Below are 19342 nucleotides of genomic sequence, written 5' to 3'. Positions count from 1 at the left end.
CTTATGCGGGTTTTGGGGTTTGTGAAACCAATGAGTCAGCCAACGGAGCGTGAGGACGGGCTGACGTTCGACACCGACTCCGTCCTCGGACGCGTCCGGGAGCTGTATCACATCCCCGCGGTCGCCTTGCTTCTCGTGTTCATGCTGTGGAACCGGGTGAAGACGTGGGAGAACTTCTCGTCGAGCGGCGAGTTCCTGTTCCGAGGGAACGACGCCTGGTACCACCTCCGCGCGACGAGTTACACCGTCCGGAACTTCCCGTTCACCATGCCGTTCGACCCGTGGACGCGCTTCCCCGTCGGGACCGCGTCGGGGCAGTTCGGGACGCTGTTCGACCAGCTCATCGCACTCGGCGCGCTCGTCCTCGGACTGTTCATGCCCCAGGACCAGGCGACGACGACCGCCCTCCTGTTCGCCCCCGCGGTCTTCGGGACGCTCGTCGCCATCCCGGCGTACTTCATCGCGAAGCGATTCGGCGGCCGACTCGGCGGCGTCATCGCCGTCCTCGTGCTGGCGCTGACTCCGGGTGCGTTCCTCTTCCGGAGTCTCGTCGGCTTCTCGGACCACCACATCGCCGAGGTGCTGTTCCAGGTCGTCGCCGTCCTCGCGGTGATGGTCTCGGTCGGCGTCGCCCAGCGCGAACGCCCCGTCTACGAACAGTTCCGCGCACGCGAGTGGGGTACGCTCCGTCGCACCGTCGGCTACGCCGTGCTCGCCGGCGTCGCGCTCGCGCTCTACGTCTGGGTGTGGCCGCCCGCCATCTTCTTCGTCTCCGTGCTCGGGCTCTTCTTCCTCCTGCACCTCGTGGTCGTCTTCCTCAAGGGCCACAGTCCCGAACACGTCGCCATCGCCGGCGTCGTCATGTCGGTCGTCGCGGCCCTCCTCTCGGCGGTGCGCATCTCCGAGTTCGCCCTCTCCGCGTCGGACTTCACCCTGCTCCAGCCGGTCGCCTTCCTCGGTCTCGCGGCCGTCCTCGTCGTCGTGGCGGCACTCGCTCGCGTCGTCGAGGGCCGTGACGACGCCCGGACGCTGTTCCCCGGTGCGCTCGTAGGGGGAATCGCGGCGGTCGCACTGCTCGCTTGGCTCGTCGTCCCCGACACGTTCTCGTACTTCGTCGACCAGTTCCTCCGCATCTACGGGCTGGACGCGAACGCGCAGGTCCGGACGGTCAACGAAGCACAGCCCGTCCCCCTCGGGGATGCGGGCCAGTTCTTCTCCGCTCGCTACGGGTTCACGTTCTTCATCGCGGGCATCGGGAGCATCCTGCTCCTCGCGAAGTACCTGCTCGACGACGAACCGAGCGGCGAGTCGCTGCTGCTCGTCACCTGGTTCGTCCTGATGGTGCTGGCGACGCTGACCCAGAACCGCTTCGACTACTACGTGGCCGTCCCGGTCGCTGCGCTGACGGCGTTCGTCGTCGGTTACGTCGTGCGCCTCGCCGGTCTCGGCGCGACCGAGTCGGCAACCGACCTCGACACCGCGCAGGTGCTGACCGTGTTCGTCCTGCTCCTCGTCGTCGTGGCACCGTTCGCCGCCATCAGCGGACCGCTTCTGAACGGTGGGCTGTCGCTCCAGTCGGTCCAGTCCGCCGAGTCGAACGGCCCCGGAGAGGTCACCCAGTGGGAGGGGAGCCTCGGGTGGCTCGCGAACAACACGCCCGACGAGGGCCAGTACGGCGCCGCCAACGCGAACAACGAGCAGCTGGAGTACTACGGGCAGTTCGCCCGTACGGGCGACTACGAGTACGGACCGGGAACCTACGGCGTCATGTCGTGGTGGGACTACGGTCACTTCATCACGGTCGAGGGGAACCGCATCCCGAACGCCAACCCGTTCCAGCAGGGGGCCAGTACGGCGGCGAACTTCCTGCTGAACACCAACGAGTCCGCGGCGAACGAGATCATGACGACCGAAGGCGAGGGTGAGGGCACCCGGTACGTCATGGTCGACTGGAAACTCGCCGACCCGCGGTCCGCGAAGTACACCGCTCCCACGCAGTTCGACGACATCGGCGTCGACGCCTACGGCAGCGGCGAGAACGCGCTGCTCCGGACGCCCCTCTACACGCAGTACGCTCCCGGAACGCAGCCACAGGCGGCGGTCTACGTCCGCAACCAGGCGCACTACGAGTCGATGCGGGTGCGTCTCTACAAGTTCCACGGCAGCGCGACGAGTCCGACGCTACCGAACGGGAACGTGCTCGTGCTCGACTGGTCCAACGAGGACGTCTCGTGGGGTGGCGGCAGCAGGAACCTCCCGACCAACGCGAGCACGATGCAGTTCGACACGATGGCCGAGGCCAGAGAGTACGTCCAGACCGACAGCACCTCCCAGATCGGTGGCCTGCAGGGCATCCCGACCGAGTACGTCCCGGCCCTCGAACACTACCGGCTCGTCCACGCCAGCGAGGCGGCCAACCAGGTCGGCCCGTGGGTGAAGACGTTCGAGCGCGTCGACGGGGCGACCGTCGAGGGGACCGGCCCAGCCAACTCGACGGTGACCGCGAGCGTGACGATGCGCATCCCGACGCAGAACGGGACGCAGTCGGAGACGTTCAACTACGTCCAGCAGGCCGAGACCGGCGAGGACGGGCAGTTCACGATGACGCTGCCGTACTCCTCGACGGGCTACGATCAGGTCGGCCCGGACGGCGGGCAGACGAACGTCAGCGTCCGTGCCACCGGTCAGTACGAGTTCCGGACGGTGCAGGGCAACGAGAACGGCTCGCAGACCGTCTACAACACGACGACGGACGTGACCGAGGCGCAGGTGCTCGGCCAGGACGACGCGCCGGTGCAGGTGTCGCTCGACCAGACGACGACCATCCAGCCCGAAGGCAACCAGAGCGGAAACGCGTCCGGTAACGCGACCAACGCCACCGCCGACCCCGGAACGTCGGTCTCGGAGAACGAGACCGCGAACACGACCGGCACCGACGCGACCGGAAACGACTCGACGAACGGGTCTGGTAACACGTCGACGAACGGGTCGGGTAACGCGTCGAACGCGTCGGCGCTCGCCGCACCGGGCGTCTACGCGACCCGACCGCAGGTCGCCTGATGTCCGTTCGAGCGTACCTCGGTGTCTACCTCCGGGGTATCGCGATGGGGGCCGCCGACGCGGTCCCCGGCGTCTCGGGCGGGACCATCGCCCTCATCACGGGCATCTACGAGCGACTGGTGACCGCCATCACCGAACTCGACCCGCGCGCACTCGCGCTCCTGCCGGGCGTCACGAGGGCGGCGGGGCGGACCCGCCTCCGCGAGCGCCTCGTCGAGATGGATATCCCGTTCCTGATGGCCCTCGGCCTCGGCATCGTCACCGCCCTGGTGTCCGTGGCGCGAATCGTCGAGTACGCCCAGGAGCACGCGCCGGCGCTGATGTTCGCGTTCTTCCTCGGCCTCATCGCGGCCAGCGCCGTCGTCCTCCGGGACGAGATCGACCTCGGCTCGTGGGGGCGGGTGCTCGCGGGCCTCGCCGGGTTCGCGCTGGCCGTCGTGGCAGCCGTCGAGGTGGGTACCGCGCTCCCGAACAGCCTCCCGGTACTGTTCGTCGTCGGGGCCATCGCCATCTCGGCGATGATCCTCCCCGGCATCTCCGGGTCGCTCATCCTGCTGTTGCTCGGGCAGTACACCTACCTGACGGGGACGCTGTCGGCGTTCACCGACCGACTGCTCGACGTCGCCCGCGGGGGGAGTCTCGACACGCTCGTCGAACCGGGCACCGTCGTCGTCACGTTCTGCCTGGGCGCGGTCGTCGGCCTGCTCTCGGTCGCTCACGCCGTGAAGTACGCGTTGACCCACTACCGCAGGGCGACGCTCACGTTCCTCGTCGCGCTGATGGTCGGGGCGCTGTACTACCCCGCCGAGCAGGTGCTCGTGAACGTCGAGGCGTGGACGACGACGACGACGCTCGCCATCCTCGCCTCGTTCGTCGTCGGCGCAGTCCTCGTCCTCGGCGTCGACTACGTCACCGGCGACATCGACCTCGACGCGGACGGCGAGGAGCGCCCAGCCCCGACTGCGAAGTAGTCGGGCACCCGGGGACCGGCGACCGACGACCGGCGACCCGGTTCGAGGGGAACCGTTTTTACCCACCTGTCCGCTCTCTCCAGTATGCTCAGTGCCGTGATGGAGGACTACCTGAAGACCATCTACGTCCTCGAACGCGAGGCGGGCGACGACGCCTCCGCCGAGCGCATCGCCACCTCCGCCATCGCGGACCGGCTCGACGTCACCGCGCCGACGGTGACCAGCATGCTCGACAAACTCGAGGACCGTGGGCTCGTCGACCGGGAGAAGTACAAGGGCGTCCGTCTCACGCCCGAGGGCGAGACGGTCGCCATCGAGGTGCTCCGCCACCACCGGCTCATCGAGGCGTACCTCGCCGAGGCGCTCGACTACGAGTGGACCGACGTCCACGAGGAGGCCGACCGGCTCGAACACCACATCAGCGAGACGTTCGAGGCGCGCATCGCCGAAGCGCTCGGCGACCCGGTCGTCGACCCGCACGGCGACCCCATCCCCGGCGCCGACCTCTCGCGCCCCGAGGACGCCCCCGGCAAGCGACTCGACGAGTGCGCCGTCGGCGACCGCGTCGTCGTCCAGCGGGTCAGACACCGCAAGGACGAGGAACTTCACTACCTCGCGGACGCGGGCGTCCGCCCCGGCGCAGCACTGGAGGTCGTCGAGGTGGCCCCGTTCGGGATGGTCACCGTCACCGGACCGAGCGGCGAGCAGAGCCTCCCCGCGGACGTCGCTCGGCTCATCCGCGTCTCGCCCGAGGCCGAGGTCGTCCAGGAGTAGAACACGGTCGTTCAGGAGTAGCGACTAGTCGTTCACGAAGAGCCGACGTTCGTTCTCGGACGATACTCGTAGCCCCGACAGTTTAACCGTCCGCCTGCCGCGGACGAGTATGGAGTACGTCGTCGCCGTCGACCAGAGCACGACCGGGACGCGGGCGATGGCCGTCGACCGGTCGGGGGCGGTCCACGCTCGCGAGTACCTCGAACACGAACAGTCGTACCCGGAACCGGGGTGGGTCGAACACGACGCGACCCAATTACTGGCGAACGTGAACTACGTGCTGGCGCGCCTCCGGTCGGGGTTCAGCGAGGACCCCGTCGCACTGGGTATCACGAACCAGCGCGAGACGGCCGTCGCGTGGGACGCCGAGACCGGCCAACCGCTCGCGCCCGCCATCGTCCGGCAGGACCGCCGGACGACCGACCGTATCGACGGACTCGCCGACGACCTGCGCGCGACCATCAGGGAGCGGACCGGCCTCGAACCGGACGCCTACTTCTCGGCGACGAAGTTCGAGCGACTGCTGGACCGTGAGGACCACCGCGAGCGGGCGCGGTCTGGCGAGGTGCTCGTCGGCACCGTCGACGCGTGGCTCTGCTGGTCGCTGGGCGGCGAGCACGCGACGGACGTGACGAACGCCTCCCGGACGATGCTGTTCGACATCGAGCGCTGTGCGTGGGACGAGACGCTCTGCGAGGAGTTCGGCGTCCCGATGGCGGCGCTCCCGGACGTACGACCTTCCAGCGGGTCGTTCGGCGAGACGACGGCACAGGGGATGTTCACCGAACCGGTCCCCATCGCGGGCGTCCTCGGCGACCAGCAGGCCGCCCTGTTCGGCCAGGCTTGCTTCGACCCCGGCAGCGCGAAGACCACCTACGGCACGGGGTCGTTCCTCCTGCAGCACACGGGCGAGGAACCGGTGCGGAGCGACCACGGCCTGCTGACGACCGTCGCGTACCAGCGAGAGGGCGAACCGCCCCAGTACGCGCTGGAGGGCTCCGTATTCACCACCGGCGCGGCCGTCGAGTGGCTGGCCGACGTCGGTATCGTCGACGACCCCGAGGAGTGCGCGTCGCTGGCGGAGAGCGTCGAGTCGCCCGAGGGCGTGTTCGGCGTCCCGGCGTTCTCGGGACTCGGCGCGCCACACTGGGACCAGCGCGCCCGCGGGACCGTCGTCGGTCTCACCCGGGGGACGACCAGCGCGCACCTCGCCCGCGCCACGCTGGAGGCCATCGCGTTCCAGACGCGCGCCGTCGCCGAGGCGATGGAGGCGGACAGCGGCCGCTCGATGGACGCGCTCCGCGTCGACGGCGGCGCGGTGGAGAACGACGCGCTCTGTCGCATCCAGGCCGACGCGCTCGACGTCGAGGTGGTCCGGTCGGCGGTCGGTGAGACGACGGCGCTCGGCGCGGCCTACGCCGCCGGTCTCTCGGTCGGGTTCTGGGACTCGACCGACGACCTGCGCGAGCAGTGGCGCGGGGACGCCCGGTTCGTCCCGAGCGACGAGGCCGTCGCCGGACGGTACGACCGCTGGCAGGAGGCGGTCGAGCGAGCGCGAGACTGGGCACGCGAGGAGTGAGGAGCGCTTCGGGCTGAGTGGAGCGGGTCCACGTCAGCCGTCGCAGGTGACCTGTGCGGTAGCGGAGGCCCCGTCGACGTTCAGCGTCAGACCGGTGACGACCCCGCCAGCCGAACAGCTGCCGACGCCGACGTACTGGACCGTCTCGTTCACGCCGGCGCGGACGGCCTCGCCGTCGTCCACCTGGTCACCGCCTGCCGACACCGCGTAGACGACGGACTCGACGCCGGAGACGTCGGCCTGCGCGACACCGTCGACGCCGGCGGAGAGGCGCAGACCGACCGAGCGGTCGACGTCGCCGCGAGGCGTCACGCTCGTCGCGTTCTCGACGGCGACCGGGGCTCCCCGGAGGTCGGCGACGGAGTACGTCGCGTTCGTCCCGTCGGCGCTCGTCACGACGACGTCGTCCAGACTACCGGTGACGAACCAGACGACGACGGATACCTCGCGGTCCGCGTCGTTCGCGACCCGGAGGTCGAACCGGTCGTCGGGCGTCGCTACGCCGTCGGGTGTCGGCGTCGACTCGTCGGCGACCGCAGGGGAGAGACAGCCAGCGAGGAGCAGACAGAGAGCTACGAGGAGGGTAGCCGCCGTGCGAGAATTCACGCGACCGTATTCGCCGCCGAGGAGATGAACTCATCGAAGCCCTTAGTTGTCGGCGAATCCGAGTGGAGGCGTGCGAATCGAGAACAGCTTCATCCCCGTTCGGGGCGTCGGCGAGACGACCGAGCGCCGCCTGTGGGAGCAGGGCATCACCCACTGGGACGAGTTCGAACGCGACGCGGTCGGCGAGACGACCGGCGAGCGCATCGCGACGTTCATCGAGCAGGGTCGCGACCACCTCGCGGCGAGCGACGCCCGCTTCTTCGACGAGGCGTTCCCGAGCCAGGAGCGCTGGCGACTGTACGAGGACTTCCGCGACGCGGCGTGCTACTTCGACATCGAGACGACCGGCCTCTCCCACCACCGCGACCAGGTGACGACGGTGAGCCTGCTCCGCGACGGCGAGGTCCGGACGCTCGTCAACGACCCCGACCCCATCGTCGGCGAACCGCTGACCCGCGAGGCGCTCCGCGAGGCGCTCGACGCGCCGCTGCTCGTCACGTTCAACGGGACGACGTTCGACGTCCCCTTCCTGGAGACCAGCTACGACATCGACCTCGACGCGGCGCACCTCGACCTGCGCTACGCCTGCAAGCGCGTCGGTCTCTCTGGCGGGCTGAAGGCCATCGAGAACGACGTCGGTATCGAGCGCGACCGCCCCGACATCTCGGGGCGCGACGCGGTGCGCCTGTGGAAGGAGTACGAACGCGGGCAGACCGGCTCCCTGGAGACGCTGGTGTCGTACAACCGCGACGACGCGGTCAACCTCCGGACGCTGATGGACGACCTGTCGACGACCCTCCACGAGGACTGCGCCGGCGGACTCGTCTGAACACCGAGAACTGAACCTCCTCGCTGCGCGTCACCCGTTCTCTCCCGGCTACCGTTCGTCGCCCTCCGACAGCGCGTCCCCGTCGGTGAGCGTGTCCCGGTCGGCGAGCGGCGAGCGTCGACCCTCGGTCGCTGCCGAGACGTCCTGCACCTCGACGTTGCCGATGGTGAGCGCGTCCGGATCGTAGTGACCCGTCGCGGGGAGGTGTGCGCCGGTCGGTTCGAGGCGGGCGGTGACCAGCGCCTGGTCGGTACCGTGAACGGAGTGTTCGTCGGGAAACTCGTCGACGGCGTGGCTGTCACAGCGGTGGAACAGGGGCGTCCACTCGCCGTCCATCCGTTCGACCTCTAGCTGGAGGACGTCGCCAGCCCCGAGGACGCAGGGCCGGTCGTGGAAGCTACAGGTCGCGCGCGTCGGCTCGCCGTCGCAGCCGACGAACGTGCCGGTCAGGTCTCGACACAGCGAGTCACGCATCCACGGTCGCCCTCCCTCTCCCTCGCCGATGCATACCTCCTCTCCATCGATTGACGCACATAAACCCGTTGAACGGTCCGTTCTCCGAGGGAAGTAGACACGCCTTTCTGCCCCTCCCCACCAGTGGGTGACATGTACGTGCGTCGGCGAGGTGAGCGGTAGTGGTGGACCCGGTGACGGTCGCGGTGCTGGTCGCCGTCGCGGCGCTCGGCGGTGCGGTCGGTGCGGCGCTCGGCGGCTACCTCGCGCTCGGTGCGCTGGGCTGTCTCGTCCTCGTCGGCGAACTGCTCGCCGCGCTCGACGTGTCGGTCCCGGCCGCCGTCCCGACGCCGCTCGGGTACAGCGTCTGGCTCGGTCCCCACGTCGTCCTCGGGGGCGGCGTCGCGGCGGCGGCGTTCGCCGCTCGCCGCGGCTACATGGACCCCTCCTTCCGCTACCACCCGGCGAAGGACGTCACGCGACCGCTCGGCGGCGAGTCGAAGGCGCTGCTCGTCGGAGCCGTCTTCGGCGTCTTCGGTGCGGGCGTCGCCTGGGTGTACGCGACCGTCGGCGCGCCGTTCGACCCCGTCGCGGCCACCGTCGTCGTCTCGGCGTTCGCCCACCGCGTCGCCCTCGGCTACCCGCTGGTCGGGGAGATTCGCGGGGGACTGCTCGACGTCTCGCCGTACGACCGGGGCGAGCGCCGCGAACCGATGACCGACGGCGGGAGCACGCTCGGCAACGGACCGTCCCGGCAGACGGGCGAGCGCTCGGCGACCAGCGACCGGCCGACCGACCCGACGACGCGCCTCGTAGTCGAACCGTTCCTCCCCTACCAGTGCGAGTGGCGGACCGTCGCTGCGCTCGGCGTCGGCGCTGGTCTGGTCGCGTCAGCCCTCGCCTACGTCACCGCCAGCGCGTTCCTGCCGTTCGGACTCGCGGCCGCGGCGCTCCTCGGGTTCGCCTTCACCGAAGAGGTGCCCGTCGCGTACCACGTCGCCTTCGTGGCGGGAATCGCCGTCCTCGCTCTCGCTCCGGCGGACGCGACGGCGGCGACGCTCGCCGAGTCGGTGTCGCTCCCCGTCGCGCTGGGAGTCGGTACCGTCGCCGGTCTCGCGACGGCGCTCTGCTCGGAACTCCTCGAACGCGCGTTCTACGCTCACGGCGACACGCACTTCGACGCGCCGTTCGCCGCCGTCTTCGTCTGCAGTCTCGTCGTCGCCGTCCTCGACCTGGCCGGCGTCGTCACGAGTCTCCCGTTCTGAGCCGTCGCTCGTCCGTTTGACACGAGCGCAGTTCCTTCACAGAGTTCGACGAGCAGTGTTTCACAGTGACGACGGCCTCCGCCGCGCCTCGGTCACTCCGCGACGGGGTTGTAGGTTCCGTTGATGTCCCACTCGTGGAGGCAGTAGGGGTCGCCCTCCGCGCCGCCGATGACCCACGACTGTACGTCCGTGTCCCAGACGTCCTCGCGTCCACAGCGTTCGCAGGCCCGCTCGGTCGGCGGTGTGATTCGCACCATAGGAACCAGAAACGCGCCCAGCGGTATCAATCCGACGCCAGCAGTGGGCGGCTTCGTGACGGTGCCGGAAACGGCGTGGCGACGGTGCAGGACTATGTGCCCGCGCCGCCTCCACCCGCCATGGGCTTCCACACGTACGACCCGGAGCGTGCGCCGAACCTCGAAGACGCCTCGCGTTACCGGTACTGCTCGGCCGAGGAACTCCTCGCGCTGTTCGACCAGGGCGGCGTCGTCGCGGACCTCGGGAGCGGGACGGGGTTCTACACCGACGACGTGGCCCCGTACGTCGAGACCTGCTACGCCGTCGACGTGCAACACGAGATGCACGACTTCTACCGGGAGAAGGGCGTCCCCGAGAGCGTCGAACTCGTCGAGGCGGCCGTCGACGACCTGCCGTTCCCCGACGGCCACCTCGACGGCGCGTTCTCGACGATGACGTACCACGAGTTTCACAGCGACGAGGCGCTCGCGGAACTCCACCGCACCCTCGCACCCGACGCGCGGGTCGGCATCGCCGACTGGACCGCCAACGGTGACGGCGGCGAGGGACCGCCGCTCGACGAACGGTTCATGCTCGACGACTGCACGTCGGCGTTCGAGGCTGCCGGGTTTTCGGTCGAGTTCGCCTCCGAACGCCGGGAGACGTTCGTCTGTTCGCTCCGTCGCGAACCTTAATCTGCTAGTACATCCTTCGTCTCTTGTGGTGTGTTAACTCGTAACATCTTTGTCCGAGGACTCTCGACTCGCGCGTATGAGCCTGAACACTGTCGATCCGTACACGCCCGAGGAGGCCGTGTTCGAGTGCCTGGCGTGCCAGAACCGCATCGTCTCCGAGGAGTACGTCGGGCCGTGCCCGGAGTGTGGGGGCGAGACGAAGAACATCGCCGTCGCCCGCGAGTAAGCGGCGGTTCCGCGGGGTCCGCGTCTACGGGCTCCGTCCGGATTTCTCGACCGGACGCCTCCGAGTGACCGCACCGGTCCAGCAGTCGCTCGATACGCTACCTCCCTCGACGACACTGCGAAGAAAAACGAGGTCGGACGGGCCGCTCAGAACTGGCCGCCGTGGACCGTAATCTCGGCGTGGAGCGACTCCTTGAGCGAGTCGTGGACGTGACAGATGTCCTCGGCGCGCTCGACGATGGCGTCGAACTCGTCGTCGTCGAGGTCCGCCTCGACGTGCATGACGAAGCGAACCGCGGTGAGGTCGTCGTCGTCGTTCAGGTCGCCCTCTACCTCGACGGTGATCTTGCCGAGGTCCTCGTGGCCCTCCTTGTTCCCGCCGACGCGGAACGCCGGGATGAAACAGGAGGCGTAGTCCGCCGCGAGCACCTGGTTCGGGTCGGGACCGTCCTCCCCCGTCGCGTCGATGGTCAGTTCGAAGTCGCCGACGCGACTGACGCTCGTGTACCCCTCTTCTGACGTGGTAGTGGCTTCGACATCTGCCATAGCGTTCGTCACGTGCGCGCGACGTACACAAAAAGATGCGCCGTTTCGCGGTGGGTTCGACGACGGCCCTGTCCCGGCGGTGCCCGACGACCCTACGCCGTGGCGCCACCCGACGACGTTCCGGGGTCGTCCAGCTGGGTGAGCGTGACACATCCCGTCGAGTAGATACGGACGAGGTGGTCGGCGTACCGAAACGACACCGCGCGGACCGTGTCGAGCGCGGTCCCCTCGTACCGGCCGTCGAACAGCGCCTCCAGGGCGTCGACGTCCACCGCGTCGTGTAGCAGCGGAATCCGCGCCGGAGCGTCGCCGATTCGACGGGCGATGGCCAGCACGACCGTCTCGCAGATGGACTCGTCTCCCGGGACGAACGGAACCTGCACGTCGGAGCCGTCGGTCTTCCACGCCTCTTCGGCCAGGTGGCTGGTACGGTGGTGTGTCATGGGTGGTGGCGAAGCGGTGACTACGGTCGCTGGTGTTCGAGTAATCACGTCGACGCAACGAGTCGAGAGGGCGCCGTTCGAGAGACCGAGAGTCCCGCGTTCTTCGGGCTAATTAAGGTGCGACTCAGCATAAATCTACTGAGACTCGGAATCGCAGTATACGGGGTGACACACGCCCACCGGCGACCGGGGGCAGACGTGAGACGACCCGCTCACTCCAGCGTGAACGACTCGTCGCCGTCGAGGACGTGGACCTCGGCGGACCCGCCGGTCGCCTTCACCTCGTCGACGAACTCGTCGGTGTCGATCTCGATGGGCGGGAACGTGTCGTAGTGCATCGGGAACGCGTGGTCGACGTTCAGCCAGTCGGCCGCGACGGCGGCCTGCCACGGCCCCATCGTGAAGTGGTCGCCGACGGGCAGTGCTGCGGCGTCGGGTTCGAGGTAGGGGCCGATGATGTCGCGCATCTCCGGCATCAGCGCGGTGTCGCCGGCGTGGTAGAACGAGGTGGACTCCTCGTCAGCGACCTGCGTCGGCTTCGTGTCCGCGATGACGAACCCCGCGGGCATCCCGAGGTCGTACTCGTAACCGGTGTTCGCGCCGTTCGTGTGGTCCGAGCGGTGCATCGTGACGAACGCGTCGCCGCACTCGACGGTGCCGCCGAGGTTCATCCCCATCCCGCCGATGTGGTCTTCCAGTCCCATCTCGGCCTCCACGTACCCGCAGACCTCGGGCGTCGCCACGACGGTGGCGTCGGTGAACTCGCCCGCGTGGGCGATGTGGTCCTGGTGGGCGTGGGTGAGCAGCAGGTAGTCCGGGTCGAAGTCGTCAGGTCCCTTCTCGGTCTTCGGGTTGTCGAAGAACGGGTCGATGAGGAGGTCGGTGTCGCCGACCGTGACGTGCCACGTCGAGTGGCCGTGCCAGGTAAGTTCCATGTCGGTCGCGTCCACTCGGGCCGGCTGCTTAACGGTACGCCTGGGGGCAGGGACCTCGGTTTGAGCTAGAGTTAACACGCGGGCACCGAAGGCGAAGCCATGCGACTCGCACGTTTCCGCGACGCCGACGGCACCGTCCACCGGGGCGAACTGAGCGACGACGACAGCGAACTCACGGCCGACGGCGAGACGTACGACGCCGCGTCCGTCGAGTTCCTCCCGCCGAGCGACCCCTCGAAGATCGTCTGCGTCGGCCTGAACTACGCGGACCACGCGGAGGAACAGGACGCCGACCTCCCCGACCGCCCGATGCTGTTCCTGAAGGGGCCGAACACCGTGGCCGCCCACGAGGAGACGGTGACGCTCCCGAGCGGCAAGGAGCGCATCGACCACGAGGCGGAGTTCGCCGTCGTGATGGGCGAGCGAGCGAAGGGCGTCTCTGCGGACGAGGCGATGGAGTACGTCGAGGGCTACACCTGCCTCAACGACCTCTCGAACCGCGACGACCAGAACATCGAGCAGAACTGGGTCCGCGGGAAGGCGTTCGACCAGGCCGCACCGTTCGGCCCCGTCGTCGCCACGCCCGACGAGGTGCCGGAGGACGCCCGCGTCAGCCTCCGCGTGAACGGCGAGACGCGACAGGACTCCTCGCGCGACCAGTTCATCTTCTCCGTCGAGGAACTCGTCGAGGAGATCACGACGTACGTGACCCTCGAACCCGGCGACGTCATCTCGACGGGGACGCCCGCGGGCGTCGCTCCGCTCGAAGACGGCGACACGGTCGAGGTCGAGGTCGAGGGTATCGGGACGCTCCGCAACGACGTGCGGATTCCGTAGCGTCGCGGCGGGTTCTGACCGATCTCTCGGATCTACTCGCTCTCGACGTCCGCTTCGACCTCCTCCAGCAGGAACGGTTCGGCGACGGCCAGCAGGTCGCCCAGCGCGTCGACGGGCGGCGAGTGACCGCAGTCGGACAGTTCCACGAACTCCGCGTTCGGCAGGTCGTCGACCGTCTGTTCGACCATCTCGCGGGGGATGACCAGGTCGCGGTCCCCGTGGACGACGAGCGTCGGGTGGGTGATATCGGCGGCGCGTCCAGACCCCTCGCCGTAGTCGTTCGCCTCGTCGCTGACGTTGAAGTGAGCGAGCGCGTGGTAGACGTCGACGAGGTTCCGCTGGGTGAGCATGTCGTCGACGTAGTCGTCGTAGAGGTCCTCCTCTGGCTGCTCGTCCGTGTAGATGAGCTGGTTCCAGACCGCCTTGAACGTCTCGCGGTCCTCGGTCTCGTGGGCCTGGAGGAGCGGGACGAGCGCCGGGGCCGCGGCGATGTCCTCGCGGGTGGTGAGCGGTTCGTCCGTGGGGGTGCCCTGCTCGTCGGTCCGGTACATCGGGTAGCCCCGCGTGCCGACGGAGGCCATCAGGACGAGTCGCCGGACGCGTTCGGGGTGACGCGCGGCGAACGCCATCGCGACGCCCCCACCGGTCGACCAGCCCCAGAGGTGGAACGAGTCGAGGCCGACCGAATCGGCGAACGGCCCGACGTCCTCGGCGAAGTCGGCGAGCGACTCGACCGGCGTCTCGTAGGTCGACCCGCCGAACCCGCGCATGTCCATCGCGTAGCAGTCGAACCGCTCGTCGATGGCGTCGAGCACGAGGTCCCAGTGCTTCGAGGAGGTCATGTTCCCGTGGAGCAGGAGCAGGGGTATCTCGCCCTCTCGGTGGCGGTAGGTGACGGTCTCACCGGTCGGGAGGTCGACGGATTCGACGGACAGGTCGGGTACTGCAGCGACTGGCATACCCCGAAGAGGCGTCGTTCAGAGAAAACTATTCGCCCAGTGAAACGAAGGGAGCGGCCAGCCGACTACCGGGACTTTGATGGGCTCCGTCGCTGTCGGTTCGGGTAGACTGCGCCGGTATCGGCGTCGTCCGCTCACTCGTAACGCTTTTCGGTACTGACTGAATATTCAGTCAATAATGAGCGGGGACGACGGCGAGGGTGGGTGTCAGGGCACGCGCGAGGCCATCATGGAGGCGACGTACCGCGCGCTCCGGGACAACGGGACGGCGGACCTCACCATCCAGAACATCGCCGACGAGTTCGAGAAGTCGAAGTCGCTGCTGTACTACCACTACGAGACGAAAGACGACCTGCTCGTCGAGTTCATCTCGTGGCTCATCGACCGCAACGCCGAGGTGCTGGAGGGCGACGACATCGACTCGACCGAGCGACTCGTCGACCGCATCCTCCCCCGCGAACTGGACGACGAACGTGCCGGGTTCCGCGCGGCGTTCATCCAGATGCGGGCGGAGGCGGCCTCCGACGCCGACTACCGCGAGCAGTTCACGCTGTTCGACCGCCTGTTCCGCGAGACGCTCGTCGAACTCGTCCGGCAGGACGTCGAACGCGGCCGGTTCCACGACGTCGACCCGGAGGTGGCCGCGGACACCCTCCTCTCGACCATCGACGGCGCGATGCTCCGGCAGGCGACGACGGACGACGACGTGATGACGCGGACCCGCGAGGGCGTCGACCGGTGGCTCGCGTCACTGCAACGCGACGACTGAGCGACGGAACGACCGACCGTCTCCCTCACTCCCCGCGCTCTCGGTGTGCGATAGCGAACAGGAACCCCGAGAGGAACAGCAGTTCGTTGCCCTCGTAGAACGTGAGCACCGGGTCGAGGAGGTTCAGGAACCAGCCCGGGGCCGCGAGGCCGAGGATCGCGAGCAGGAGGGCGAAGATGGCCGCCAACCCGGCGAACCAGCGCGTTACCGTCCCGCTGACGTAGCCGACGACGAAGATGACCAGCGCTTCGAGCAGGGCCATACCCGAGGATTCGCTGGGGGAGGGGATAACGTTCCCGCGACGTGCCACCGCTGCTGTGTGACCCACACACGTCTCGACCGGTAGTCGATGAGAATCTGCGGTCACGTCGTGCCCGAGTCGCCGGAGTACCGGTCCCCGACGACCCTACTCCTCTCGGAGGAACTCGGCTATCGCCTGCAGGTCGGCCTTCCTGAACGTCCCACCGCCAGCGTCCGGGTCGTCGTCCTCGCGGAGACCGACCTTCCAGCGGATGCCCGCCCGCACCTGCCCCTTCGGCGGGCGCGAGACCGTCTCGGGCGTGTAGCCGACGGCCTCGGCGATGGCGGCCAGCGACTCCTTCGTGAACCCCGTCTGTTCGACGCGCTCGTACCGGCCGACCGCCAGTCGGATCTCGTTGCGTAGTTCGTGGACCGTCGGACTCATGGGGGACCTACCGCCGAAGACGGTGATGTAGCTTGGGATGCCGGCTCACTCGGTCGACAGACTCACCCGGTCGTGGATGGGGCCGGCGCGGTCGCTGAGGTGTCGCGGCGTCCGGTCGTTCGCCACCGCGAGCAGTTCGGCGACGATGCTGTACGCTATCTGGTACGGCGCGTCGCCCCCGAGGTCGAGGCCGATTGGCGTGTGGACGCGGTCGAGCTGGTCGCGGCTGAACTCGACGCCCTCCTCGTCGAACTCCTCGCGCATCTCCTCGAAGCGGTCGCGCGGCCCCATCAGTCCGATGTACGGGACGGGTGTGTCGAGCAGTTCCGCGAGCGTGAACCGGTCGTCGACGAAGTTGTGACTCATCACGACGGCGTAGGTGTCGTCGTCCCACTCCCGGAGGTCGGCCACGTCGCGCGGCGACGCCGAGACCACCTCGTCGGCCTGCGGGAAGCGCTCCTGGAGCGCCTGCGCGCCGCGGAAGGCGACCACGGTCACGCGAAAGTCGACGAGTTTCGCCAGTTCGACGACCGGGCCGACGTCGTGCCCGGAGCCGAACACGACGAGGTCCGGCGGCGCGGTGATACCGTCGAGGAACACCTCGACGGTGCCCTCCTCGGCCTCGACCGTGAGCGTCTCGCTCTTCCCGTCTTCGACGAGGTCCGCGAGGGGCGCTTCGACGCGGTCGGTGAGCCAGTCGGGGAGTCCGGTGCCCTCGGCGTCGCCGAATCCGTCGTCGGGCCGGTAGACGCTCCGGTCGCCGGTCGGCAGGTCGCCGCCCACGACGGTGGCGACGCCGACGTCGGTCCCGCCGGCTACCGCGTCGAGCGCCGGTGCGAGCGTGTCGTCGACCAGTTCGAGGAGGACGGTGATGACGCCGTTACAGCCGACGCCCCGGCCCCAGATCTCGTCGTCGCCGGTCAGGTCCCAGGTCTCGACGTGCGGTTCGCCAGCCTCCAGGACGTCCTCCGCGAGCAGGCGGACCTCGTCCTCCAGGCAGCCGGCGGTGATGCTGCCCGCGCCGCCGCGGTCGGCGTCGACGAGCATCTTCGCGCCGGGGCGGCGGTAGGCGCTGCCCTCGACGGCGACGACGGTGGCGAGGACCGCGTCGGCGTCTGTCTCGATGGCGGTACGGAGTCGGTCGAAGAGGTCCGTCTCGGGGACGCTCCAGTCGTTCTCTGTCATGGTCGTGAGTGACGGGTTTCTGGTGAGTGACGGGGTTCGGGGTGCCCGGCCGATGGCCGCCGGGTCACGAGACCCCCCGTCGCGGGTCGTACTCGTAGCCGATGCGTCCGGTGGTGCCGTGGCGGCGGACCTGCCGCCCGAGTTCCGCGAGGTCGGCGGGCGTCCCGAAGGCGAACAGGCCGTCGACGAACGGCAGTGCGGCGGCCATCCCCCGCGCCGTCGGTTCGTAGCCCGGCGACGACGCCAGCGGGTTGAGCCACAGCACGGCCTCGGCGCGCCGCGAGACCCACGCCAGTTCCCGCTCCAGCACGTCCGTGTCGCCCATCTCCAGGCCGTCGCTGACGACGAACACGACTGTCCGCGCGTCGACGGCGTCGGGGGCCTCCTGACGGAGTCCGGCGAGCGACTGCCCGATGCGGGTGCCGCCGCCCCACTCCGCCTCCGCCCGGTCCAGCGCGTCCAGCGCAGCGGCGGCCGTCGGGTGGTCGAACGACGCGGACACCTCGCGGCAGTCCTCGTCGAAGAAGAACACCCGGCAGTCGCGCCAGTCTGCGCGCGCCCGGCGCAGCACGCTCAGCAGGAACGACCGGTCGACGGTGTCGAGCACCGAGCGACTGACGTCGACCAGCCAGAGCGCCCGGACCGCCGTCGGCGGGCGCTGGCGCTGCGGGAGCGTGACGACGGTGCCGCCCGTCTCGAAACTCGTCCGCATGGCCCGACGGACGTCGGCGCCGTCGTCGCCGCCACCGCGCCAGCGTCGCCCCCGCAGCGAGGCGAGGGCGTCCGTCACCTCGTCGAACCCGCCCGTCGGGTTCTCTGCCGTCGCCGCGGCGACGCGCTCCGTGCCTGCGGTCGGACTGTACCACGCCGCCTCCGTCCGCTCGCGTTCCTCCTCGTCCAGTCGCGACGAGACGATGGCACCCTCGGCCGACGTCGTCCGCCAGCTATCCTCTCCGCCCTCGTCGTCAGCCTGCTCGCGGTCGTTCTTCGCCGCCCTGTCGTCGCCCGACTCCCCCGGTGCGGGGTCCCCACCCAGCGGAGCGAGCGTCCCCTCCGGACCGTCGTCGCGGCGCGGTGCCGGCCCCTCGGGGTCGAGGCCGGCGGTGAGCCGTCGCCAGAACTCCGAGAACTGGCGCTCGAACGTCGCGAAGTCGTCGGCGTCGGTGACCAGACACGCCCGGAGGGCGACGCGAGCCGTCGCCTCGTCGTCGAACCCGATTTCGACCAGCGCGCGGGCCGCCGTCGTCCCGCTGTTGGCTGGGACGTGGACGCCCGCCCGCCGCAGCGAGCGGACGAACCGGACGAGTTCGTCGCGGACGTGGTCGCGCGCGGCGACGAAGTCCGGAGGGTCGGTCATTCCGCCTCCAGCCGGGCGGTCTCGGCCGCCTCGGCGAGTCGTTCGAGCATCGCGTCGTCGACGCGTTCGATGTCCTCGACCTCCTTCAGCAGACAGCCGAGGGTGCTGCGAATCTCCCCCGCCGTCAGCGGGTCGGTGCCGTCGTCTCGACGGAGTTCGGCGACCGCCCGCGCCCAGTCGATGGTCTCGGCCGCGCCGGGCGGCTTCCGGAGCGGTTCCTCTCGGAGTTCGCTCGTCATCCCGCAGAGTTCGGCGGCCACCGCGCCGTCGAGTTCGGGCACCTTCCGCGCGAGTATCTCGCGCTCCTTCTCGAACGACGGCGGTTCGACGTGGAGGTAGAGGCAGCGTCGCTTCAGCGCGTCGCTCAGCGCGCGCGTCCGGTTCGACGTGATGACGACGATGGGCGGCGTCGTCGCGCTGACCGTACCGAACTCCGGAACGGTCACCTGGAAGTCGCTCAGCACCTCCAGCAGGAGCGCCTCGAACTCCTCGTCGGCGCGGTCCACCTCGTCGATGAGCAGGACGCGCGGGCCGTCCTCGCCGCGCAGGGCGCGCAGCAGCGGGCGTTCGAGGAGGTAGTCCTCGTCGAACACCGAGCCGTCGTCGTCGCCCGACTGCACCGCCAGCAGCTGTTTCGTGTAGTTCCACTCGTACAGCGCGCTCTCGGCGGCCAGCCCCTCGTAACACTGCAGGCGGACGAGGTCGGTGTCGAACCCCGCCGCGAGCACCTTCGCCAGTTCGGTCTTGCCGGCCCCCGGTTCGCCCTCCACCAGGAGCGGCTTGCCGAGGCGGAGCGCCAGCAGGACGGTCGTCACGATGTCGTCCTCGGCGACGTACGACTGGTCGTCGAAGACGGCCCGGAGGTCGTCCTCCGTCACGTCCGCGAACGCCGTCGCCGGTCGGTCGGTCATGCTAGTCGATAGTAGGTCATG

Annotated in this window: 22 protein-coding genes; 10 read left to right on the top strand and 12 right to left on the bottom strand. The window is 69.2% G+C overall.

The features are described from left to right. Positions 1-30 precede the first annotated feature (30 nt). From MX571_RS13700 to glpK, 4 genes are all read left to right on the top strand, one after another. Complete coding sequence (locus MX571_RS13700; protein ID WP_247417698.1) at positions 31-3060, top strand: oligosaccharyl transferase, archaeosortase A system-associated; 3030 nt, start codon at positions 31-33, stop codon at positions 3058-3060. Further along, positions 3060-4031 (top strand): DUF368 domain-containing protein, encoded by a 972-nt coding sequence (locus tag MX571_RS13695; protein WP_247417696.1) that lies wholly within the window; start codon positions 3060-3062, stop codon positions 4029-4031. Before MX571_RS13700 ends, MX571_RS13695 begins: the two co-directional genes overlap by 1 nt. 84 nt (positions 4032-4115) lie before the next feature. Next, on the top strand, positions 4116-4805 hold the full coding sequence (locus MX571_RS13690) for a metal-dependent transcriptional regulator (protein WP_247417693.1): 690 nt from the start codon (positions 4116-4118) through the stop codon (positions 4803-4805). A gap of 109 nt (positions 4806-4914) precedes the next feature. Beyond that, entirely contained in the window at positions 4915-6384 is a 1470-nt protein-coding gene (gene glpK / locus MX571_RS13685) for a glycerol kinase GlpK (protein WP_247417689.1), read from the top strand. A gap of 33 nt (positions 6385-6417) precedes the next feature. Here the strand turns inward: glpK and MX571_RS13680 are convergent, their stop codons facing one another. Next, the gene (locus MX571_RS13680) at positions 6418-6990 is read right to left on the bottom strand and encodes a hypothetical protein (RefSeq protein WP_247417686.1); all 573 of its coding nucleotides are present in this window, start codon (positions 6988-6990) and stop codon (positions 6418-6420) included. Between the two features lie 70 nt (positions 6991-7060). On the opposite strand from MX571_RS13680, the gene MX571_RS13675 reads away from it, so the two are divergent. Further along, positions 7061-7819, top strand: a complete 759-nt coding sequence (locus MX571_RS13675) for a ribonuclease H-like domain-containing protein (protein WP_247417683.1) — start codon at positions 7061-7063, stop codon at positions 7817-7819. 48 nt (positions 7820-7867) lie between these two features. On the opposite strand, the gene MX571_RS13670 is transcribed toward MX571_RS13675, so the two are convergent. Then, positions 7868-8293, bottom strand: a complete 426-nt coding sequence (locus MX571_RS13670) for a hypothetical protein (RefSeq protein ID WP_247417680.1) — start codon at positions 8291-8293, stop codon at positions 7868-7870. Between the two features lie 161 nt (positions 8294-8454). On the opposite strand from MX571_RS13670, the gene MX571_RS13665 reads away from it, so the two are divergent. After that, on the top strand, positions 8455-9537 hold the full coding sequence (locus MX571_RS13665) for a DUF7973 family transport facilitator (protein ID WP_247417677.1): 1083 nt from the start codon (positions 8455-8457) through the stop codon (positions 9535-9537). 92 nt (positions 9538-9629) lie between these two features. Here the strand turns inward: MX571_RS13665 and MX571_RS13660 are convergent, their stop codons facing one another. After that, positions 9630-9794: an HEWD family protein gene (locus tag MX571_RS13660; RefSeq protein ID WP_247417674.1), complete on the bottom strand. Its 165-nt coding sequence runs from the start codon at positions 9792-9794 to the stop codon at positions 9630-9632. 120 nt (positions 9795-9914) lie between these two features. Between MX571_RS13660 and MX571_RS13655 the strand changes: the two genes are divergently transcribed. Beyond that, positions 9915-10469, top strand: coding sequence for a class I SAM-dependent methyltransferase (locus MX571_RS13655; RefSeq protein ID WP_247417671.1), 555 nt, complete (start codon positions 9915-9917; stop codon positions 10467-10469). A 76-nt stretch (positions 10470-10545) separates the two neighbouring features. After that, positions 10546-10695: a rubrerythrin-like domain-containing protein gene (locus MX571_RS13650; protein ID WP_247417668.1), complete on the top strand. Its 150-nt coding sequence runs from the start codon at positions 10546-10548 to the stop codon at positions 10693-10695. Positions 10696-10841: 146 nt separating this feature from the next. On the opposite strand, the gene MX571_RS13645 is transcribed toward MX571_RS13650, so the two are convergent. From MX571_RS13645 to MX571_RS13635, 3 genes are all read right to left on the bottom strand, one after another. Continuing rightward, on the bottom strand, positions 10842-11240 hold the full coding sequence (locus tag MX571_RS13645) for an OsmC family protein (protein ID WP_247417667.1): 399 nt from the start codon (positions 11238-11240) through the stop codon (positions 10842-10844). 92 nt (positions 11241-11332) lie between these two features. After that, positions 11333-11683: a HalOD1 output domain-containing protein gene (locus tag MX571_RS13640; protein ID WP_247417665.1), complete on the bottom strand. Its 351-nt coding sequence runs from the start codon at positions 11681-11683 to the stop codon at positions 11333-11335. A 212-nt stretch (positions 11684-11895) separates the two neighbouring features. Next, positions 11896-12618 (bottom strand): metal-dependent hydrolase, encoded by a 723-nt coding sequence (locus MX571_RS13635; protein ID WP_247417663.1) that lies wholly within the window; start codon positions 12616-12618, stop codon positions 11896-11898. 99 nt (positions 12619-12717) lie between these two features. Here MX571_RS13635 and MX571_RS13630 point away from each other — a divergent pair, with 99 nt between their 5' ends. Further along, positions 12718-13455 carry a fumarylacetoacetate hydrolase family protein gene (locus tag MX571_RS13630; protein ID WP_247417661.1) on the top strand — a complete coding sequence of 246 codons (738 nt, stop codon included), beginning with the start codon at positions 12718-12720 and terminating at the stop codon, positions 13453-13455. Positions 13456-13487: 32 nt separating this feature from the next. Here the strand turns inward: MX571_RS13630 and phaZ are convergent, their stop codons facing one another. Then, complete coding sequence (gene phaZ, locus MX571_RS13625) at positions 13488-14414, bottom strand: intracellular short-chain-length polyhydroxyalkanoate depolymerase (RefSeq protein WP_247417660.1); 927 nt, start codon at positions 14412-14414, stop codon at positions 13488-13490. A 178-nt stretch (positions 14415-14592) separates the two neighbouring features. On the opposite strand from phaZ, the gene MX571_RS13620 reads away from it, so the two are divergent. Then, positions 14593-15183, top strand: coding sequence for a TetR/AcrR family transcriptional regulator (locus MX571_RS13620; RefSeq protein ID WP_247417658.1), 591 nt, complete (start codon positions 14593-14595; stop codon positions 15181-15183). A gap of 25 nt (positions 15184-15208) precedes the next feature. Here the strand turns inward: MX571_RS13620 and MX571_RS13615 are convergent, their stop codons facing one another. The 5 genes from MX571_RS13615 to MX571_RS13595 form a co-directional block, all read right to left on the bottom strand. Further along, a complete protein-coding gene (locus tag MX571_RS13615; protein WP_247417656.1) occupies positions 15209-15445 on the bottom strand; it encodes a hypothetical protein in 237 nt (78 codons plus the stop codon). Between the two features lie 144 nt (positions 15446-15589). Continuing rightward, positions 15590-15868, bottom strand: coding sequence for a hypothetical protein (locus tag MX571_RS13610; RefSeq protein ID WP_247417654.1), 279 nt, complete (start codon positions 15866-15868; stop codon positions 15590-15592). 45 nt (positions 15869-15913) lie between these two features. Next, the gene (locus MX571_RS13605) at positions 15914-17053 is read right to left on the bottom strand and encodes an XdhC family protein (protein WP_247417652.1); all 1140 of its coding nucleotides are present in this window, start codon (positions 17051-17053) and stop codon (positions 15914-15916) included. A gap of 64 nt (positions 17054-17117) precedes the next feature. Beyond that, complete coding sequence (locus tag MX571_RS13600) at positions 17118-18410, bottom strand: VWA domain-containing protein (protein ID WP_247417649.1); 1293 nt, start codon at positions 18408-18410, stop codon at positions 17118-17120. Continuing rightward, positions 18407-19321: an AAA family ATPase gene (locus MX571_RS13595; RefSeq protein WP_247417645.1), complete on the bottom strand. Its 915-nt coding sequence runs from the start codon at positions 19319-19321 to the stop codon at positions 18407-18409. Before MX571_RS13595 ends, MX571_RS13600 begins: the two co-directional genes overlap by 4 nt. Positions 19322-19342 lie beyond the last annotated feature (21 nt).

Origin of the sequence: Halomarina salina, assembly GCF_023074835.1 — an archaeon.
GTDB classification, from domain to species: Archaea; Halobacteriota; Halobacteria; order Halobacteriales; family Haloarculaceae; genus Halomarina; species Halomarina salina.
Note: the sequence above shows the minus strand (reverse complement) of the source record. Positions and strands in the feature narration are given on the sequence as shown.